This is a genomic window from Haloferax sp. Atlit-4N, from assembly GCF_003383025.1.
Classification (GTDB): domain Archaea; phylum Halobacteriota; class Halobacteria; order Halobacteriales; family Haloferacaceae; genus Haloferax; species Haloferax gibbonsii.
The window spans coordinates 437,464-454,391 of record NZ_PSYY01000002.1 but is presented as its reverse complement, the minus strand read 5'-3'; the positions used below and the strand labels follow the sequence as shown (position 1 = coordinate 454,391).

The 16,928-nt window shown below is 65.3% G+C and carries 16 protein-coding genes; 11 read left to right on the top strand and 5 right to left on the bottom strand.

Features of this window, described 5'->3' with window-relative positions; all coding sequences use genetic code 11:
* Positions 1-33 precede the first annotated feature (33 nt).
* Both C5C07_RS11555 and C5C07_RS11550 read right to left on the bottom strand, forming a co-directional pair.
* Positions 34-741: a twin-arginine translocase subunit TatC gene (locus C5C07_RS11555; protein ID WP_115805107.1), complete on the bottom strand. Its 708-nt coding sequence runs from the start codon at positions 739-741 to the stop codon at positions 34-36.
* Positions 742-888: 147 nt separating this feature from the next.
* A complete protein-coding gene (locus C5C07_RS11550) occupies positions 889-1,527 on the bottom strand; it encodes a ribonuclease HI (protein WP_004975191.1) in 639 nt (212 codons plus the stop codon).
* 199 nt (positions 1,528-1,726) lie between these two features.
* Between C5C07_RS11550 and C5C07_RS11545 the strand changes: the two genes are divergently transcribed.
* The 6 genes from C5C07_RS11545 (at position 1,727) to C5C07_RS11520 (ending at position 8,956) form a co-directional block, all read left to right on the top strand.
* Entirely contained in the window at positions 1,727-3,313 is a 1,587-nt protein-coding gene (locus C5C07_RS11545; RefSeq protein ID WP_004975189.1) for an ABC transporter substrate-binding protein, read from the top strand.
* 3 nt (positions 3,314-3,316) lie between these two features.
* Positions 3,317-4,315, top strand: a complete 999-nt coding sequence (locus C5C07_RS11540) for an ABC transporter permease (protein WP_004975185.1) — start codon at positions 3,317-3,319, stop codon at positions 4,313-4,315.
* Positions 4,316-4,321: 6 nt separating this feature from the next.
* A complete protein-coding gene (locus C5C07_RS11535; RefSeq protein ID WP_115805106.1) occupies positions 4,322-5,386 on the top strand; it encodes an ABC transporter permease in 1,065 nt (354 codons plus the stop codon).
* Between the two features lies 1 nt (position 5,387).
* A complete protein-coding gene (locus C5C07_RS11530) occupies positions 5,388-6,581 on the top strand; it encodes an ABC transporter ATP-binding protein (RefSeq protein WP_004975181.1) in 1,194 nt (397 codons plus the stop codon).
* Positions 6,574-7,905 carry an ABC transporter ATP-binding protein gene (locus C5C07_RS11525; protein ID WP_004975177.1) on the top strand — a complete coding sequence of 444 codons (1,332 nt, stop codon included), beginning with the start codon at positions 6,574-6,576 and terminating at the stop codon, positions 7,903-7,905. The genes C5C07_RS11530 and C5C07_RS11525 overlap by 8 nt, the downstream gene beginning before the upstream one ends.
* A gap of 115 nt (positions 7,906-8,020) precedes the next feature.
* On the top strand, positions 8,021-8,956 hold the full coding sequence (locus C5C07_RS11520; RefSeq protein WP_115805105.1) for a DMT family transporter: 936 nt from the start codon (positions 8,021-8,023) through the stop codon (positions 8,954-8,956).
* Between the two features lie 9 nt (positions 8,957-8,965).
* On the opposite strand, the gene C5C07_RS11515 is transcribed toward C5C07_RS11520, so the two are convergent.
* The gene (locus tag C5C07_RS11515) at positions 8,966-9,247 is read right to left on the bottom strand and encodes a hypothetical protein (RefSeq protein WP_004975172.1); all 282 of its coding nucleotides are present in this window, start codon (positions 9,245-9,247) and stop codon (positions 8,966-8,968) included.
* 349 nt (positions 9,248-9,596) lie between these two features.
* Here C5C07_RS11515 and C5C07_RS11510 point away from each other — a divergent pair, with 349 nt between their 5' ends.
* The 4 genes from C5C07_RS11510 (at position 9,597) to C5C07_RS11495 (ending at position 11,993) form a co-directional block, all read left to right on the top strand.
* Entirely contained in the window at positions 9,597-9,863 is a 267-nt protein-coding gene (locus C5C07_RS11510) for a hypothetical protein (RefSeq protein ID WP_004975169.1), read from the top strand.
* Positions 9,864-10,147: 284 nt separating this feature from the next.
* Positions 10,148-11,131 carry an aldo/keto reductase gene (locus tag C5C07_RS11505; protein ID WP_115805104.1) on the top strand — a complete coding sequence of 328 codons (984 nt, stop codon included), beginning with the start codon at positions 10,148-10,150 and terminating at the stop codon, positions 11,129-11,131.
* 60 nt (positions 11,132-11,191) lie between these two features.
* Positions 11,192-11,752, top strand: coding sequence for a DUF1684 domain-containing protein (locus C5C07_RS11500; protein ID WP_004975163.1), 561 nt, complete (start codon positions 11,192-11,194; stop codon positions 11,750-11,752).
* Between the two features lie 52 nt (positions 11,753-11,804).
* Entirely contained in the window at positions 11,805-11,993 is a 189-nt protein-coding gene (locus tag C5C07_RS11495) for a hypothetical protein (protein ID WP_004975161.1), read from the top strand.
* A gap of 162 nt (positions 11,994-12,155) precedes the next feature.
* Here C5C07_RS11495 and C5C07_RS11490 read toward each other — a convergent pair whose 3' ends face one another.
* Together C5C07_RS11490 and C5C07_RS11485 are read right to left on the bottom strand one after the other, a co-directional pair.
* A complete protein-coding gene (locus C5C07_RS11490) occupies positions 12,156-12,638 on the bottom strand; it encodes a type IV pilin (RefSeq protein WP_115805103.1) in 483 nt (160 codons plus the stop codon).
* Entirely contained in the window at positions 12,639-13,073 is a 435-nt protein-coding gene (locus tag C5C07_RS11485) for a type IV pilin (RefSeq protein ID WP_115805102.1), read from the bottom strand.
* Positions 13,074-13,819: 746 nt separating this feature from the next.
* On the opposite strand from C5C07_RS11485, the gene C5C07_RS11480 reads away from it, so the two are divergent.
* Positions 13,820-16,573, top strand: coding sequence for a BGTF surface domain-containing protein (locus C5C07_RS11480; protein WP_342764749.1), 2,754 nt, complete (start codon positions 13,820-13,822; stop codon positions 16,571-16,573).
* Positions 16,574-16,928 lie beyond the last annotated feature (355 nt).

Sequence of the window (16,928 nt, the reverse complement as noted above, 5' to 3'; positions counted from 1 at the left end):
CGCAGTCGGTCTTCGGATTTTTCGGCGAGTCGCTCACCCGAACTCGACCCACGCGACGGCGACGCCCAGTCCGACCGCGGGCGGGGCCGCGTAGAGCGCGAACGTCGTCGAGTCCGGCGGCGAGAAACACGCGGCGAAGGCGACGAGACAGAGGAGCGACAGCCCTCTCGTCCCGCCGGCGAGTCGACGAGAGAGCGCGCCGGCGCGGCGTAATCCGAGCAAGAGCGGAGCGACGGCCGCGCCGCCGCCGACCGCGGCCGGGAAGAACAGTTCGAGTTCGAGCGCCGACTGGCGGGAGTCGGCCGTAACGCGGCCCCACTCGACCAGGAGGTCGAAGAGCGCGGGCGCGACCTGACGTGCGGCGGCGGTTCCGACGAGGAACCCCGCGGCGGCGAGCGCGAACCAGCCCCACGCGGCGCGGATATCGACTGCGGGGTCGCGGTCGGCGAGAAACACGAGCGAAGCGCCGGCGGCGAGGAGGCCGGCGAGCACGCCCAGTTCGAGGCGAACGAGCAAGGCCGGGCCGCCGGCGGTAACGACATCCGTCGAAACACCGGCGGTCGGTGAGACGCCGGCGGCCGGTGACAGGATTCCGGGGTCGCGGACGGCGGCGAAGACGAAACCGGCCGTCGAGAGGCCGATGGCGACGAGTCGGCGTGCGTGGCGTCTCGCGGCCGCGCCGAGCGGCGAGAGTCCGCGTCGCCGCGGGTCGAACGTGTCGACGGTCTCCGCGGAGTCCATGCGATAGCGTCGTCGCTCCTCGTTGTCAACTTTTTGACGGAGTAGTGACCGGCCGTCGGCGAGGCGACGGCCCGATGAGACGGCTCGCGCTCGGCGGCCCACCCGACGGAGGCGGGGGCGAACGCGGTCGTCGTCGACGCCTCGCGCTCAGTCGCTCGCGCGTCCCTCGAACCGCGAGGGCGGGAGATAGCTCACGTCCGTGCCGGAGTCCGTGTCGAACTCCGGCGGGTCGGGGAGCACGCAGCGGTCGGGCCGCCGGTTGACGTGTTCGTACTCCCCCGGCGCGTTCGCCAGCGGGTGCGCGGGGTTCTCGCGGCTGTCGATTCGCGCGGCGCGAAGCTCTTTGAACCCGGCGATGCGGGCCTGAATCCCCCGCCAGTGGTGTTCGCTGCCGGCGGGAACGACGATGCGCTTCGGCGACTTCCAGTCGGGATGGTCGCCGGCGAGCACCGCGTTGTTGACGTTCGCGGCGAGGTCGTCGTGGTCGACGAGGACGCCGACGCGAGCGCCCGGCGGCGCGCGATTGGCGAGCACGTCCAGTCCGAGGTGGAGCGCGCGATACTCCGAGACGTTGTTGTTCGGCGGCACGTCTGGGAGCGCGATACGGGCGACTCGCTCGCCGTCGCGGGTCTCTATCACCGCACCGAGTCCGCCGCCGTTCGGGCGGTACGACCCGTCCGTCGCGACGTAGAAGTGTCGTTGGTGCGTGCGCGGCGGGTGTGCGATGTGAGGCGTCGGCGACTCGTCGAACAAGTCCCGAAGTGTGGGACGGCCGGTCACGGCCATACGAATCGTTCGGCGATAGTCCCTAATAAACGTACCCCGTGTTCGGGGGGTGATGACTCGGGAGCATAACTGCGCACAATATATGGGCAGAACGCTATGCGGGAGCCGAATCACAGGCAATGGATATAAGAACGACCGACGCAATCTACCTTCGATGGCTGATACCAATTCACACATTAGTCGACGGTCGTACATTAAGTTGGCAGGCGGCGCGGCGGCGTCGGCGGCGCTCGCGGGCTGTTCCGGCGGCGGCGGCGAGGAGACCGAGACCACCGAAACGACGACGACCGGCGGCGAGGAGACCGAGACCACCGAAACGACGACGACCGAGGACAGCGGCTCGTTCGACGTGACCATCACGCAGGGCCAGATGCCCTCCGGCCTCGACCCGCACGACCACCGCGAGACGACGACCGACATCGTCGTCCTCCACGCGTACGAGGGCGTCCTGACCCGCGACGCGGCGGGGTCGATTCAGACCGCACTGGGGACGAACTACGAGCGCATCGACGGGGAGAACGCGGTCCGGTTCGACCTCCGCGAGGACGTCACGTTCCACAACGGCGACGAACTCACCCCCGAGGACGTCGCGTACAGCATCAACCGCGTCGTCGACGAGGAGGTGAGCTTCGCCAGTCCGCAGAGCGACCAACTCGCCGGCGTCGCCGGCGCGGAAGTCATCGAGGGCGAGAACGCCGTCAAGGTCAACAACTCCTCGCTCAACCCCATCGTGTTCTCCGAGTTCGCGACCTACCTCGACGTGATGCAGCAGTCGTGGGTCGAGGAGAACGACAAGGCGTACATCGGTCAGAACATGAACGGTACCGGACCGTTCCAACTCGATTCGTACACCGAAGACGAGGAGGTCGTCCTCACGGCGTACGAGGACTACTGGCAGGAGCCCGCGGCGGTCGACACCCTCACCTTCCGCGCGGCGTCCGAGGCCAGCACTCGCGTCAACCAACTCCTGCAGGGCGAGACCGACCTCATCGTCAACGTCCCGCCCCAGGAGGTCCAGCGCGTCACCAACTCCGACAACGCGCGCGTCGCCGCGGCCCCGTCGACCCGCATCATCTACAACGGGATGCGCTACGACGTCGAACCGTTCGACTCGGTCGAGTTCCGGCAGGCGATGAACTACGCCATCGACCTCGAGAGCATCGTCCAGAACGTCCTCGGCGGCTTCGGCGCGCAGACGGGCCAGCCGACGCTCCCCGAGTTCGTCGGCCACAACCCCGACCTCGACCCGTACCCGTACGACCCGGACCAGGCGGAGCAGTTGGTCGAAGAGTCCGGCTACGCCGGCGCGGAGATCGAACTCAACACGCCGGTCGGCCGCTACCTGAAGGACCTCGAAATCGCGCAGGCGGTCGCGGGCTACATCGACGAGCTACCGAACGTCACGGCGACGGTTCGCCAGCGCGACTTCGGGTCGCTCGTGGACGAACTGCTCGCGGGCAGCATCGAGGCCCGCCCGCCGTGGTTCCTCATCGGCTGGGGCGAGGCGACGTTCGACGGCGGCCTCGTCATGGAGGCGCTTCTCGCCTCCGACGGGACGCTCACGACGTGGCAAAACGAGGAGTTCGACGCGCTGCTCGAACAGGCCGGCAACCAGTCCGGCGAGGAGCGCGAGGCGACCCTCCAGGAGGCGAACGCGATGGCCCACGAGCAGTGCCCGTGGATATTCCTGAACCAGCAGTACAGCGTCTACGGCGTCAACGACGCCATCGCCTGGGAGGCCCGCTCCGACGAGCGCATCGACGCGTACGCGATGAGCCAGCAGTAGTCGATGTCGCTGTCGAGGTTCCTCATCAAACGCTCGCTCCAGGGGCTGTTCGTCATCTGGGGGGTCATTACGGTCGTCTTCGGCCTCCGGTTCATCTCGCCGGGGGACCCGGCGAACGTGCTGTTACCGCCCGACGTCGACCCGGAGGTAAGGGCGCAGGTCATCGCCGAACTCGGGCTGAACGAGCCCCTGTACGTGCAGTACTGGCAGTTCGTCTCGGGCATCCCGTTCGGCGACCTCGGCCTGTCGCTCGTGACCCGAACGCCGGTCGCGGCGCGCGTCGTCGCGAAGCTCCCGGCGACGCTGGAACTCGCCATCGCGGCGACCGTCGTCGCCGTCGTCATCGCGATTCCGCTCGGCGTCCTGTCGGCCACGCGGCGTCACCAGCCCGCGGACTACGGCGCGACCGTGTTCTCACTGGTCGGCATCAGCACGCCCAACTTCTGGCTCGGGGTGATGCTCATCCTCGTGCTCGCGGTCCAGTTGAACCTGTTCCCGACGAGCCAGCGCCCCATCGGCCTCGACGGCATCGCGATGCTTCTCGTCGGCGGTGAGGCGGGCGCGGCGATACGTGGCTTCGTGACGTGGCTGTGGCACATCACACTGCCAGCAATCACGCTCGGGACCTACTTCACCGCGCTCATCACGCGACTCACCCGCAGCGGGATGCTCGACCAGCTCGGGCAGACGTACGTCCGCGCGTCGCGGGCGAAGGGGCTCCCGGAGACCCTGGTCCGCTACAAACACGCGCTTCGGAACACGCTCATTCCGGTCATCACCGTCATCGGCCTCCAGCTCGGCACGCTCATCGGCGGGGCCGTCATCACGGAGGCCGTCTTCGCGTGGCCGGGGCTCGGGACGCTCATCATCAACAGCATCAACGCCCGCGACTGGCCGGTCTTACAGGGCTCGCTCATCGTCGTCGCGGTCGGGTTCGTCCTCGTGAACATCCTCGTCGACGCCCTGTACGCCTACGTCAACCCGCAGGTGGCCTACGATTAACGCTCTATGATATCGGAACGCACACGCAGAAACCTTCGTCGGGAACTCAGACGGAGTCTCCTCGCGAAGCTCGGCATCGTCGTCGTCATCCTCATGGTGGCGATGGCCGTCTTCGCCCCGTTTATCTCCCCGTATAGCCCGTCTCAACAGAATCTCGATAACTCCCGACAGCCGCCGCTCGGCTTCAGCACCAAAGAGACGAAAGAGGTGACGAAGATGGAAGACGGGAGCGTCGTCATCGAGGACGGTCAGGTCGTCACCGAGACGCAGACCGTCTACACGAACGCGACGGCCGCCCATCCGCTCGGCACCGACGGCAATGGGCGGGACATCCTCTCGCGCATCATCTACGGCGCGAGAACGTCCATCCTCGTCGGGTTGTTCGGCACGTCGCTCGCGGCGCTCATCGGCGTCCTCGTCGGGCTGTCAGCGGGGTTCTACCGCGGTCGCGTGGACGACCTCCTGATGCGGAGCGCGGACATCATGCTCGCGTTCCCCTCGCTCGTGCTCGCGATCGCCCTCGTCGGCGTCTGGGGGCAGGCCCAAGCGCCCATCCCCGACCCCTTCGTCGCCACCGGACTCGCCCCGGCGTTCCGCTCGGCGGTCGGGTTACCGACGGGAATGCCCGAGACGGTCGTCCTCCCGGGGACGGTCATCGTCGTCGTCGCGCTCGTCAACTGGGTGTGGTTCGCCCGCGTCGCCCGCGGCGAAGCGCTCTCCATCCGCGAGGAGGAGTACGTGAAGGCCGCGAAGGCCCTCGGCGCGAGCGACGGGCGGACGATGCTCAGACACGTCCTTCCCAACGCCATCACGCCCATCCTCGTGTTGGCGACGATTCAGGTGGCCGCCATCATCCTGCTCGAATCGGCGCTGTCGTTCCTCGGCTTCTCCGGCGCCGACGTGTCGTGGGGCTTCGACATCGCCCTCGGCCGGCAGTACCAGTCCACCGCGTGGTGGATTTCGACGATGCCCGGCCTCGCCATCGTGGTGACGGTCATCGGGCTGAACCTCGTCGGCGACTGGCTCAGAGACGCGCTCGACCCCGGCATCGAAGGGGAGGGGGGCGTCTGAGATGGCCGACACGATTCTCAGCGTCCGCGACCTCTCCACTCGGTTTTTCACCGAGGAGGGGCAGGTCAACGCGGTCGAGAGCGTCTCGTTCGACGTCGAAGACGGCGAGATATTCGGCATCGTCGGCGAGTCCGGGTCCGGTAAGTCCGTGACCGCGCTCTCGGTCATCGACCTCATCGAATCGCCCGGCCGCGTGACCCAAGGCGAGATATGGTACCGCAACGCCGACCTCGCCGAGGAGTTCCGCGGGTCGAAGCCCGAGGCCGTCGACGGCGACCTCGTGGACATCCGGCGGCTCCCGAAGGGCGTCCGGCGGTCGCTCCGCGGCCCGTCGTTCAGCATGGTGTTTCAGGACCCGATGAGCAGTTTCAACCCCTCGATAACCGTCGGCGAGCAGATAGCCGAGGCGGTCGAGGTCCAGCGCCGCGCCCGGTCGAACCCGCGAAGCACGCGCTCGCGGACGCAGGGTTACGGTCTCGGTTCGCTCCTCGTGGACTCGCTTCTCCCCTCGAAGAGCTACGTCGACGACGAGAGCATGGACCGCGCGGTCGAACTGCTCGACCAGGTCGGCATCCCCGACCCCGAGGACCGCGCCGAGGAGTACCCTCACCAGTTCTCCGGCGGGATGCTCCAGCGGGCGATGATTGCCCAGGCGCTCGCCGGCGAACCGGACATCCTCATCGCCGACGAGCCGACCACCGCGCTCGACGTGACCATCCAAGCCCAGATTCTCAACCTGCTTCGCGACCTGCAGGAACAGGAGGGGATGAGCATCCTGATGATTACCCACGACTTGGGCGTCATCGCCCGGATGTGCGACCGCGTCGGCGTCATGTACGCCGGGGAAGTCGTCGAGCGCGGCCCGCTCGCCGACATCTTCGACAACCCCGTCCACCCGTACACGCAGGGACTGTTGGGGTCGATTCCGGACGTTGACGACCCCTCGGGTCGCCTCGAACCCATCTCGGGCAACGTGCCGAGCCTGCTCGACTCGGAGATGCCCGACGCGTGTTACTTCGCCGACCGGTGTCCCAAAGCCATGACCGACTGTCTGACCCGCATCCCCGAGTACGAACTGGACGGCCGACACAGCGTCAGGTGCGTCCTCGCCGAACAGGAGTACGACCCCGCGGACGCCGTCGATTCGGCCGACGCGGCCGATGCGGTCGACCGAGAGGTGAACGCCGATGACTGAGCCGCTCCTCGCGGTTCGGGACCTCCAGAAGTACTACTTCGAGCAGGACTCGTTCGTCGACAGCCTCCTCGGGCGCGACCCGACGAGCGTGAAGGCCGTCGACGGCATCTCCTTCGAGGTCGAACGCGGCGAGACGCTCGGCCTCGTCGGCGAGTCCGGGTGCGGGAAGTCCACGACCGGCGAGACGCTGCTCCGACTGCGCGAGGCGACCGGCGGCGCGGTCACCTTCGACGGGGCGAACGTCTTCGAGATGGACGACGACGAACTCAAGGCGTTCCGCAGGGACGCCCAAATCGTCTTCCAAGACCCGTTTTCCAGTCTCGACCCGCGAATGACCGTCGGCGACATCGTCGCCGAACCGCTGAAGATTCACGGGATTCCCGAGTCCGCCGACGGCGAGTCGAAACGCGAGTGGCGGCGCGACAAGGTCGCCGACCTGTTGGAGCGGGTCGGCCTCTCGGCGAACCACCTCGACCGCTACCCCCACGAGTTCTCCGGCGGCCAGCGCCAGCGTATCGGTATCGCCCGCGCGCTCGCGCTCGAACCGGACTTCATCGTGCTCGACGAGCCGGTGTCGGCGCTCGACGTGTCCGTGCAGGCGCAGGTGCTGAACCTGCTCGACGACCTCCAATCGGAGTTCGGGCTGACGTACCTCTTTATCGCCCACGACCTTTCTGTCGTCCGCCACATCTGCGACCGCGTCGCCGTGATGTACCTCGGCAACGTGGTCGAACTCGGCCCGACAGACGAGCTGTTCGAGTCGCCGAAACACCCCTACACGAAGGCGCTGTTGGAGAGCGTTCCCCGACCCTCCACGGCCGAACACGGCCGGCGGGTCGAGGCGCTGTCGGGCGACGTGCCGTCGCCGCGAAACCCGCCGTCGGGCTGTCGCTTCCGGACGCGGTGCCCGCAGGTCATCCCCCCTGACGACCTCGACATCGAACAGGGGACCTACCGCTCCGTGATGGACCTCCGCGACGCCCTGGCGGTCGGCGACGTCAACCCGGACCACATCTGGGACGCCGCCGACCCCGACCGAGCGGACACGGAAGCGTTCATCGAGGAGGCCCGCGCGCGACACGTCGACGCCGAACTCCGCGGCGAGGTCGCGGGCGTCGTCGACACGGCGCTCGGCCACCTCGCCGAGGGCGAGGCCGACCGCGCCGGCGAGACGCTTCGGGAACGCTTCGAGAGCCCCTGTGAGACGCGTCGCCCCGCCGTCGGCGAGGCGCCGCACCCCGCGGCGTGTCACCTCTACGAGGGCTCCGACGAGGTGACCGTCATCGAGACGAACGCCGGCGCGGCCGCCGAGGCCGACGACTGAGCGACGACGGACGACCGGTGTGTTGGCGGTGGCCGGTGGGCGGTTCTCGCCCCGCGGCACCGGCGAAACCACCCCGTAACGAAACGTTCAGGCCCCCACCGGGCGCACCATCGCTGTGACACGGTACCGAAACCTCGGTCTGTTCGTCGTCCTCGCCGCCGTCTGGGGGTCCGCGTTCATGGCTATCAAAGCCGGACTCGAGTTCTTTCCGCCGGTGCTTTTCGCCGCTCTCCGGTACGACGTGGCGGGGGTGGTGATGCTCGCCTACGCGCTGTACGCCACCGACTCGCCGCTTCCGCGCGGCAGGGCCGAGTGGACGGAAGTCGCCATCGGCGCGGTCTTCCTCATCGCCGCCTACCACGCGCTCTTGTTCATCGGCGAGACCGACCCGGGCGTGACGAGCGCCGCCGCCGCGGTCATCGTGAGTCTCAGCCCGGTGCTCACCACTGGATTCGCGCGGCTCTTGCTCCCGAGCGAGCGGCTCACCGCGCTCGGCGTCGTCGGCCTCCTCCTCGGCCTCGTCGGCGTCGCGGTGCTCTCGGGGCTCGACCCGAGCAACCTCCTCGCCGGCGGCACGGTCGCGAAGCTCCTCATCTTCGGCGCGGCCGCCGCCTTCGCCCTCGGGTCGGTGCTGACCCGCCGGGTCGACTCCGAGCTGTCCATCGAGACGATGGAGGCGTGGTCGATGCTCCTCGGGGCGGGACTGATGCACGTCGCGTCCGTCGCACTCGGCGAGCGTCTCGGCTCGGTCGTCTTCAACGGCCAGTCCGTCGCCGCGCTCGGGTACCTCTCGCTCGCGGCGAGCGCGCTCGGCTTCCTCATCTACTTCGACCTGCTCGACCGCCTCGGCCCCATCGAAATCAACCTCGTCTCGTACGTCGCGCCCGTCTTCGCGGCGCTTTCGGGGTGGGCGTTCCTGAGCGAAGTTCCGACCCCGTCGACGGTCGGCGGGTTCGCGCTCATCTTCCTCGGGTTCCTCCTCCTGAAGCGCGGGGCGATTCGGCGCGAACTCCGCTATCGGTTCGGCGACGGCGTCCGCGCGACCGACTGAAAAGCGCGGCTACGCGTCCGCCCGCTCGACCGAGTCCACTTCGCCGACCATCCTCCACCCGTTTTCACCGGGTCGCTGTTGACCGACGACGACAGCGTCGTTGTCCTCGGTCGTCGCGAACCGGTAGACCGCGTCGTCGCCGTCGCGTCGGCCCTCGGCCTGAAACTCCGTCTGGAAGAACTCCGCGCTCTCCAGCGTGAACGTGCCGTCTATCTCCTCGCCGACGGTGAGGTGCATGGCGTTCGGGTGGATGTTGTACATGCGCTTTGCGACGCGATTGAGGTCTGGCATCGCATCGACAGTCGCGCCGGCGGGCTAAATCCCTGCTCCCTGCGGGACGATGCCGGTCGAAGCGTCGCCCGCCCGACGGTCCACACGGGGGCCACCGAGCGCACCGAGGACCGAGTCCGCTCGGTCGAACCGTGGAAATTCAGGATTCGACGACTGTTCAAGAACGCTTGACTGTTGTGTGAATAAAAGAGTTAGCGGCGTTTGTGAAGTATTAGAACGCCGCTCGTCGGCCCGTGAAATTTCACGTTTACCGAATACTCTCAAGTAAACGAGTATGAAACGAACGGAATTCTCGCACGTAATTATGACCCCTCCACTCCATGTTGTGCTCGTAGGTGCCCCCCAACCAATGTCGAACTCCCCATCCACGGTCCCCCGCGAACGCCTCTCCCAACTCCGGGAGGTCGTAACGGAAGAACAACCGCTCCGCCTCGGCTTCGAACTCGTCGCCGCACCGCTTCGGTTCGTCGGCTTCTGGGCCGCGGTCGCCCTCCCGTTCCTGTATGTGCCCCTGCTCTTCGGCGGCCTCGAAGCGAGCGAGTTCACCGTCTTCGGAGCGCTTCTCGCGCTCAACGCGCTCGCGCTCGTGCTCGGGCACAACTACGCCCGGTCGTAGTCACCCGGTCGCGCCGACACGCCTGTCCGTAATCGTGCGTGCGTTGCCTGACACGGCGAATCAAACAGACGCGGTGTTCTCCCTCCACTTCCCGCTTTCCACCTCTCGCTTTCCACCTACCGCTCTCCGTTTCTCGACCTCGCGAGCGCTCGCCACGCGCCTCCATCGAGGTTCTCGCCCGCTCCTCAGACGCTCGATGCGCCGACCTGCCACGGCCTCAGGTTTCTCATCTTCGACCATCGGGAATCGAGTGGCTTTACGGCGCTCCGGTCTTCGGGTTCGGTATGTCGCTCGCGATGGTTCCACTAGGACGGACCGGAACGACGGTCTCCGAACTCGCGTTCGGGACGTGGCGGTTCGGTCGACAGGCCGACGACGGCGAGGTCGAGGTCGGCCGCGACCGCGCCCACGAGTTGCTCGACGCTTACGCCGCCGCCGGCGGGAACTTCATCGACACCGCCGACATGTACGGCGACGGCGCGAGCGAGACGTACATCGGCGAGTGGCTCGAAGCGCGCGACCGCGAGGACTTCGTCGTCGCGTCCAAGGTTTTCTGGCCCACGCGGGAAGACGCCAACGGCCGCGGGCTCAACCGGAAACACCTCCGCCGTCAGATGGACCGCATCCTCGACCGGCTCGGCACCGACTACGTCGACCTGCTGTACATCCACCGGTGGGACGACGAGACGCCGGTCGAGGAGTTCATGCGGACGCTCGACGGGTTCGTCCGCGACGGGAAGGTGAACTACCTCGGCACCTCGACGCTCGAACCCAACGCCTGGAAGGTCGTCAAGGCGAACGAACTCGCCGACAAGCGCGGCTACGAGCCGTTTAAACTCGCCCAACCGCGGTACAACGCCGTCAACTGCGAGATAGAGGGGAACTACCTCGACATGTGCGCCGACTACGACATCGGCGTCGTGCCGTGGTCGCCGCTGGCTGGCGGCTTTCTCACGGGCAAATACGCCCGCGACGAGCGCCCGCCTGCGGACTCTCGCGCGGCGAACGACCAGCGGTTCGCCGACTCCTACCTCACGCCGTCGAACTTCGACGCGCTCGAGGTTATCGAGGGGGTCGCCGAGGCGGTCGGCGCGTCGCCCGCACAGGTCAGCCTCGCGTGGCTCATGCACCACCCGCAGGTCACCGCGCCGATTATCGGGGCACGAACCGTCGACCAGCTCGGCGAGAACGTCGTGGCCGCGGACATCGAGCTCACGAACGAGCAGTTCAAACGCATCTCGACCGCCAAGCGCCACCTGTCCGCGTAACGAGTTCGAACGCGCCTTCGAACCGTCAGGTGTAGGTGTCGCCGGTGGGTACCGTCGCGTATGACCGACGACGCGTTCGACGCCGACGCCTACGTCTCCGAACTCCGGGCGAAACGCGAGGAGAAAGACGACTTCTTCGGGTCGCATCCCCAGTCGCCGATTCCGCCGGAAGAACGGGACGACTTCGACGGCCTCGACTACTTCGACCCCGACCCCGACTACCGGGTGACCGCGTCGGTCGAGACGCACGACGACCCCGAGCCGGTGACGATGGACACCTCGACCGACGGCGAGGTCCGGTATCTCCGCGTCGCCACGTTCCACTTCGAACTCCGCGACGCCGAACTGACCCTCGGCGCGTATCGTCAGGAACACGACGACTCGCCGACGCTGTTCGTCCCCTTCCGCGACAAGACGACGGGTCAGCAGACCTACAACGGCGGTCGCTACATGGAACTCACGCCCGACGCGCCCCTCGACGAGTTGGACGAAGTCGTCGTGGACTTCAACCTCGCGTACAACCCGTTTTGCGCGTTCACCGACACCTTCGAGTGTCCGCTTCCCCCCGAGGAGAACTGGCTCGACGTAGTCGTCCCCGCCGGGGAGCGAGACTACGAGTAACCGGCGAAGCAAAAGCGCAAGTTCCATATCGGACGCTTCCGGAGAGACGGACATGGGACTGCTCAGTTCGAAGCAAGCCGTCATCGGGATGGCGCTGATGATCGTCGGGACGCTCGCGATGCTGCCGGGAATGCTGCCGAACGCCGCACAGGTGATGTCCTACGCGCTCGCCGTCGGTGCCGGCGCGCTCACGCTCGGGACGTGGCTGGTCGGCACGTCCGAGGGCGGCCGTCCGGTCTGAGTCCGGCACTCGCCCGTCGTACCGACTAAAACCGTCTTTTCTCGTGAGAGCACGTTTCGTTCGCCGCAGCCGTGGTAGCGACGCGTTCCGTGGTCGTGCCAGCCGCAACGCTGCGCAGTCAGTCGGTCCGAAGAAAACGTTGCCGCGAAGGTTGTGTCGCGTTTAGGCGTCGGGACCGGACCACTTCTGGAGCGTGGCGGAGTTACTGCCACTCTCGGAGGTCCAGACGATGCGGAACGTTGCGCTGTCGAAGGTGCTGTTTCCGACTTGGACGGACGTTCCCGCAGTCACGTCGTCAGAGACGCCCATGTCTGCGAAGGACTTCGAGCTGTTCATTTCTGTTCCGTCCGGCGTTCCAGACGTGATGAAGTCGAAGTTCGTAGACGCGGTCAGGTTGATGTTCTCGCTATCTATCGAAGTACCGCTGTCGTGAGTCACCGTTAGGTTGTCCGGATTGCTCCCGGATGCATCCTGATAGTCGAAGCTAAAACTGGCCTGTGGGGCCGTATCGCCGACTTGGTCGCCGAGACCGAGGACGAACGTTCCGATGACGGCCGCGAGGATGACGGTAATCGCGACCATGAGGATAACGCCGATAACCGGTGAGACCGCGTCGTCCTCAGCGAGGAGTTGCTTGAAGTTCATCTATCCGTTGTAGGTCCACTTCTGAAGGGTGGACGACGTACTCCCACTCTCGGAGGTCCAGACGACGCGAACGGTCTCATCCTGCGTGAATGCGTCGTCGCTAGAACTTTGGATGACGACCGACTCACCGGCGGAGATTGTCCCTGAACCGAGGTCAGACCACTTGTTGTTCGGAGACGAAACGTTCACGTCGCCCGTGATGGTGACGAGATCACCGTTGATCTGCTCACCACTCTCATGCGTGATGGTCAATTCAGTGCCGTCGTAATCAAATGCGAAACTCGCCTGCGGGGACGTCTCGCTCACTTGGTCGCCGAGACCGAGAACGAAGGTACCAATAACGGCCGCGAGGATGACTGTAATTGCCACCATCAGGATAACCCCGATGACAGGACTGACTGCACGGTCTTCCGTGAAGAGATGTTTGAGTTGCATGCGTTGTGTCCGACACCCGGGACGGTATCGCTCGCCGAAGACGCCGGTGCGCACGCGTTCATCGCTGCGCAACCGTCATCCCTGCCCGGCACCCGTCGCGGTGTGTCCAACCGACTCGTATCTCCGGGGTAACTTAAATGTACGTGCCAGATTAATGGATGGTTTCTCCGAACAATTCGGGCATTAATATAGTGTTTATATGTCGTTTAAGGGGGCGATGGTACTCCGTCGTCGAATCGGTTTAAAGAATCTCTGACACGTTCTCGGTCGTTCTTTTTCACTACTCGGTGTGGCTGTCGTCTGGCGATGATAAACGACGACAGAAGGATATGTGTTTCTCGCACGTACGCGTGGAGCGCCAATGTACACGCGAGGGACGTGCACCTGTGGTCGCGGTCGCCATCCAAATCTGTGCGAAGTGCCGACGTCGAGCTTCGACAGCCGGGGCTCGACGATTAGTTATCGAGAACGAGTACGCCCCCGGCGAACCGGGGACGCCGTTCCTACCCAAGGTGGCGTGCGCACGCGCTAGATATATTTTCAACAGACGTACATATGCTTTGTGGGGAAGAATCGGGTTTCGAGGCCTGTGTGACACGATTGGTAACGTTTCAGAGACCATTCAATCACACAAAGTATTTACCGCGAACGGTCAACAGAGCAAACTGTACCCCTGCCCACGGAGGCATCTGTGAGTACCTCGCCTCGGCCCGGGTTCTGCCCGGCTTGGTTCCGTCCGAGGGTCGATGAAAACGATGTCCCCGACTGCAACACCATCAACAATGACACGCAATAAGCAAATCCGCGCGGTACTCCTCGCTGCGCTGATGGTCTTCTCGGTTTTCGCCGGGTCCATCGCGTTTACGGGTAGTGCTGCTGCTGATGCGTCCAACGTTTCCGGTACTGTGTCCGACGACACAGTGTACGTGAACGCGACGCTCAGTGGATTCGAAAACAACGCAACGGCCTATCTCGACACGAACGGAAACGGCCAGTTCGACTCCGGTGAACTGTCCACGTCTAACAGCTCGCTCGGTGGGGACACCGAGCTTAACGAGACGCTCGACGCCAGCAGTGTGGTTGCTGGCTCGTACACCGTCGGTGTCGTGACCAACGAGTCCGACCCGTCGGCTGCTGACGTTCAGGGTAACTCTGTTACCATCAGCAGTGACGATGAGCCTGAGCTCATCTCGGCTGTTCACTACCGCAACGCGAGCGGCGACACCGTGCTCGAGCTCTCGTTCAACAAGCAAGTTCAGAACGTCCAGAGCAACCTTCAGCTCTACCAGGACGACGCCCCGGTTCCGTCGTCCTTCGTTAACGACGTTCGTCAGCCCAACCCCGGTCAGGTCGTCGTCGCTACGGACGACCTTGCGACGGGCGATATCGTCGTGAACCTCGAAGGCGTTGAGGACCTCGACAATACTGAACTCGAAGAGGGTCTCGACGACGACTACAACTCGACGGTCACCGTCGCGACGGTCACGGTCACGGACGACAACTCTGTCTCCGTCACCGACGCCTACAAGGGCGAGACCGTTGCAGCGACGAACGGTAACCTCGGCACGACTGTCGAAGTCGAATCTGACGACAGTCAGGACGACGTCGAGAGCTTCTTCCGCTCCGGTTCGACCGGCTCGACCTCCGCGGTCTACACGTTCGATACGTCCAACCGCGAACTCCAGCGCTACAACGTCACCATCGGTAGCACCCTCGACGAGAAGATTCAGGTCCGTGACCTCGGTCTCGAGGTCTCCATCGACGACCTGAACGTCACCGACGAGGACCTCATCGAAGGTACGGTTAACGCGAACTCCGACCGCGAGAACGTCAAGATCGCTCTCCTCGACGACGACGGCGACGAAGTCGACGACGGGAGCATGACTGTCGACCTCAACGGTCAGGGTGAATACGACTTCGAGTTCAACGCGAGCGAACTCGACCTCGACACTGGCGACTACACGGTCGAAGTGACCGACACGGCCTCCGGTGTCTCCGTCGAATCCGACACCATCACCGTGGAAGACGCCGGTGAGGGCTCCGCCGACTTCGGCGAGTCCGTCATCACCGAGCAGCGCGGCGACGTTGTCGCCATCCCGGTGACCGTCGAGAACACTGACACCGCAACGGTCTCCATCGGTAGCTTCGAACAGGGCTACGCCGCTAACGTCACCGTCGAAGACGGTAACGACGACGGCGAAGTCATCCTCCTCTGGGACTCCTCGAAGTCCACCTCCAGCGGTAACAACAACCCGAGCAGCGTCTTCGACGTCGAAGACGGCGACGATGACGTCCTGTCTGGTAACGACGGCGTGGCCCAAGTCGGCCTCGCGACCAGCAACCTCATCGACGCTGGCGACTACGACCTCGAAGTCCGCACGGGCAGCGCAGTCTCTGACAGCGAGAACGTCGCGACCCTCGTCCTCGAGGAAGGCGGCGTCTCCGCGGTCCGCACGTGGACCGCTCCGGCCGGCGAGTCGCTGACGGACCTCGACGAGGTCTCCGAGGCGCTCGAGAACGGCAACATCACTGAAGACAGCCAGATCGCGTTCGAAGACCAGGTTGTCGTCCAGATCGAGGCCTCCGGTCTCGAGGGCACGACGGGTGCCCAGGACGACGAGACGCCTAACTTCTTCGCGACCGGCAACGGTTACGACGACTCCTACCGTCTGACGATCAACCAGACGAACCCCGACCCGAACCGCGACCCGAAGATCCTCGACGTCGCTAACGCCTCTGTTGTCGCAGACGGCGACAACGACACGTACTTCGTCGTGTTCGACTCGGACGAAATTGACGCGTACCGCGACGAGAACGACGACGGTGTTCTCCAGTCCTCTGAGAAGACCTCCGGTAACGCTGTCGACGTCGACGACGACGACTCGTTCAACGTCCAGTTCAAGATGATCGAGGAAGACGAGGTCTCTTCCTCCAACCTTGCGCTCGTTGACGACAACTCGTCGCAGACTGACTCCTACGAGCACGTCGAAGCCGAACACACGTTCGACGCTGACCCGGTCAACGTGACGAACGCTGCGGACCAGATGATCTCTGGCTCCTCGAACGTCGCGCCCGGTACGGAACTCACGCTCCGCGTTGAGTCCGACGGTGACACGCAGCCGCGCTTCCTGAAGACCGCTACGGTCTACGTCCAGGCAGACGGCTCGTTCTCCGGTAGCTTCGACTTCTCCGAGCAGAGCGTCGGCGACACGTTCACCGTGACGGCTGACGGTGGCGTCGCGTCCGACGAGGAAGTCGACGGCAACGTCGTCGAGTCCGTGGAAACCTCCACCACGACGGCTGAGGACACCACGACGACGGCTGACACCACGACGACCGCAGACACGACGACCACGACTGCGGCTACGACGACCACCGCCGCCACCACGACGGCTGACGAGACGACCACCACGTCGTCCCAGACGCCCGGCTTCGGTGTCGTTGTCGCCCTCGTCGCGCTCGTCGCCGCTGCGCTCCTCGCGGTCCGCCGCGACAACTAACGATAGCTAACCACCGGGACCCTTCCCGGCGTTTTTCCTTTCTTTCGACGCTGACCCGACAGCCGCAGCACTCGCGTCGACAGTCGTCACGCACTCAAACGGCGAGTAACGTCGCGACGTGCAGCCCTCGAAGGTAGAAAGCTAAAGCTAGTGGCGACGACTCCGCTTGACGACCAGACGACGTACAGAACCGAGACGCACGGTCGTACCGAGGTGGTTCTTGTCCTTCCCAGTCGCTGTGCGTGGTTTGGGTTCGTCGAAGGCCGGTCTTCGCGTTCCGTCGGCGACGTGCGGAGAACGAATTGCACCGGGTGGCGGCCGGTCGACCGCCGTGAGTGAGCCGAGACCGATGGCA

Excerpts from the sequence above, each read along its gene's own strand:
- C5C07_RS11555 (WP_115805107.1), bottom strand. The coding sequence starts at position 741 with ATGGACTCCGCGGAGACCGTCGACACGTTCGACCCGCGGCGACGCGGA.
- C5C07_RS11550 (WP_004975191.1), bottom strand. The coding sequence starts at position 1,527 with ATGGCCGTGACCGGCCGTCCCACACTTCGGGACTTGTTCGACGAGTCG.
- C5C07_RS11540 (WP_004975185.1), top strand. The coding sequence starts at position 3,317 with ATGTCGCTGTCGAGGTTCCTCATCAAACGCTCGCTCCAGGGGCTGTTC.
- C5C07_RS11535 (WP_115805106.1), top strand. The coding sequence starts at position 4,322 with ATGATATCGGAACGCACACGCAGAAACCTTCGTCGGGAACTCAGACGG.
- C5C07_RS11530 (WP_004975181.1), top strand. The coding sequence starts at position 5,388 with ATGGCCGACACGATTCTCAGCGTCCGCGACCTCTCCACTCGGTTTTTC.
- C5C07_RS11525 (WP_004975177.1), top strand. The coding sequence starts at position 6,574 with ATGACTGAGCCGCTCCTCGCGGTTCGGGACCTCCAGAAGTACTACTTC.
- C5C07_RS11515 (WP_004975172.1), bottom strand. The coding sequence starts at position 9,247 with ATGCCAGACCTCAATCGCGTCGCAAAGCGCATGTACAACATCCACCCG.
- C5C07_RS11510 (WP_004975169.1), top strand. The coding sequence starts at position 9,597 with ATGTCGAACTCCCCATCCACGGTCCCCCGCGAACGCCTCTCCCAACTC.
- C5C07_RS11505 (WP_115805104.1), top strand. The coding sequence starts at position 10,148 with ATGTCGCTCGCGATGGTTCCACTAGGACGGACCGGAACGACGGTCTCC.
- C5C07_RS11500 (WP_004975163.1), top strand. The coding sequence starts at position 11,192 with ATGACCGACGACGCGTTCGACGCCGACGCCTACGTCTCCGAACTCCGG.
- C5C07_RS11495 (WP_004975161.1), top strand. The coding sequence starts at position 11,805 with ATGGGACTGCTCAGTTCGAAGCAAGCCGTCATCGGGATGGCGCTGATG.
- C5C07_RS11490 (WP_115805103.1), bottom strand. The coding sequence starts at position 12,638 with ATGAACTTCAAGCAACTCCTCGCTGAGGACGACGCGGTCTCACCGGTT.
- C5C07_RS11485 (WP_115805102.1), bottom strand. The coding sequence starts at position 13,073 with ATGCAACTCAAACATCTCTTCACGGAAGACCGTGCAGTCAGTCCTGTC.
- C5C07_RS11480 (WP_342764749.1), top strand. The coding sequence starts at position 13,820 with ATGAAAACGATGTCCCCGACTGCAACACCATCAACAATGACACGCAAT.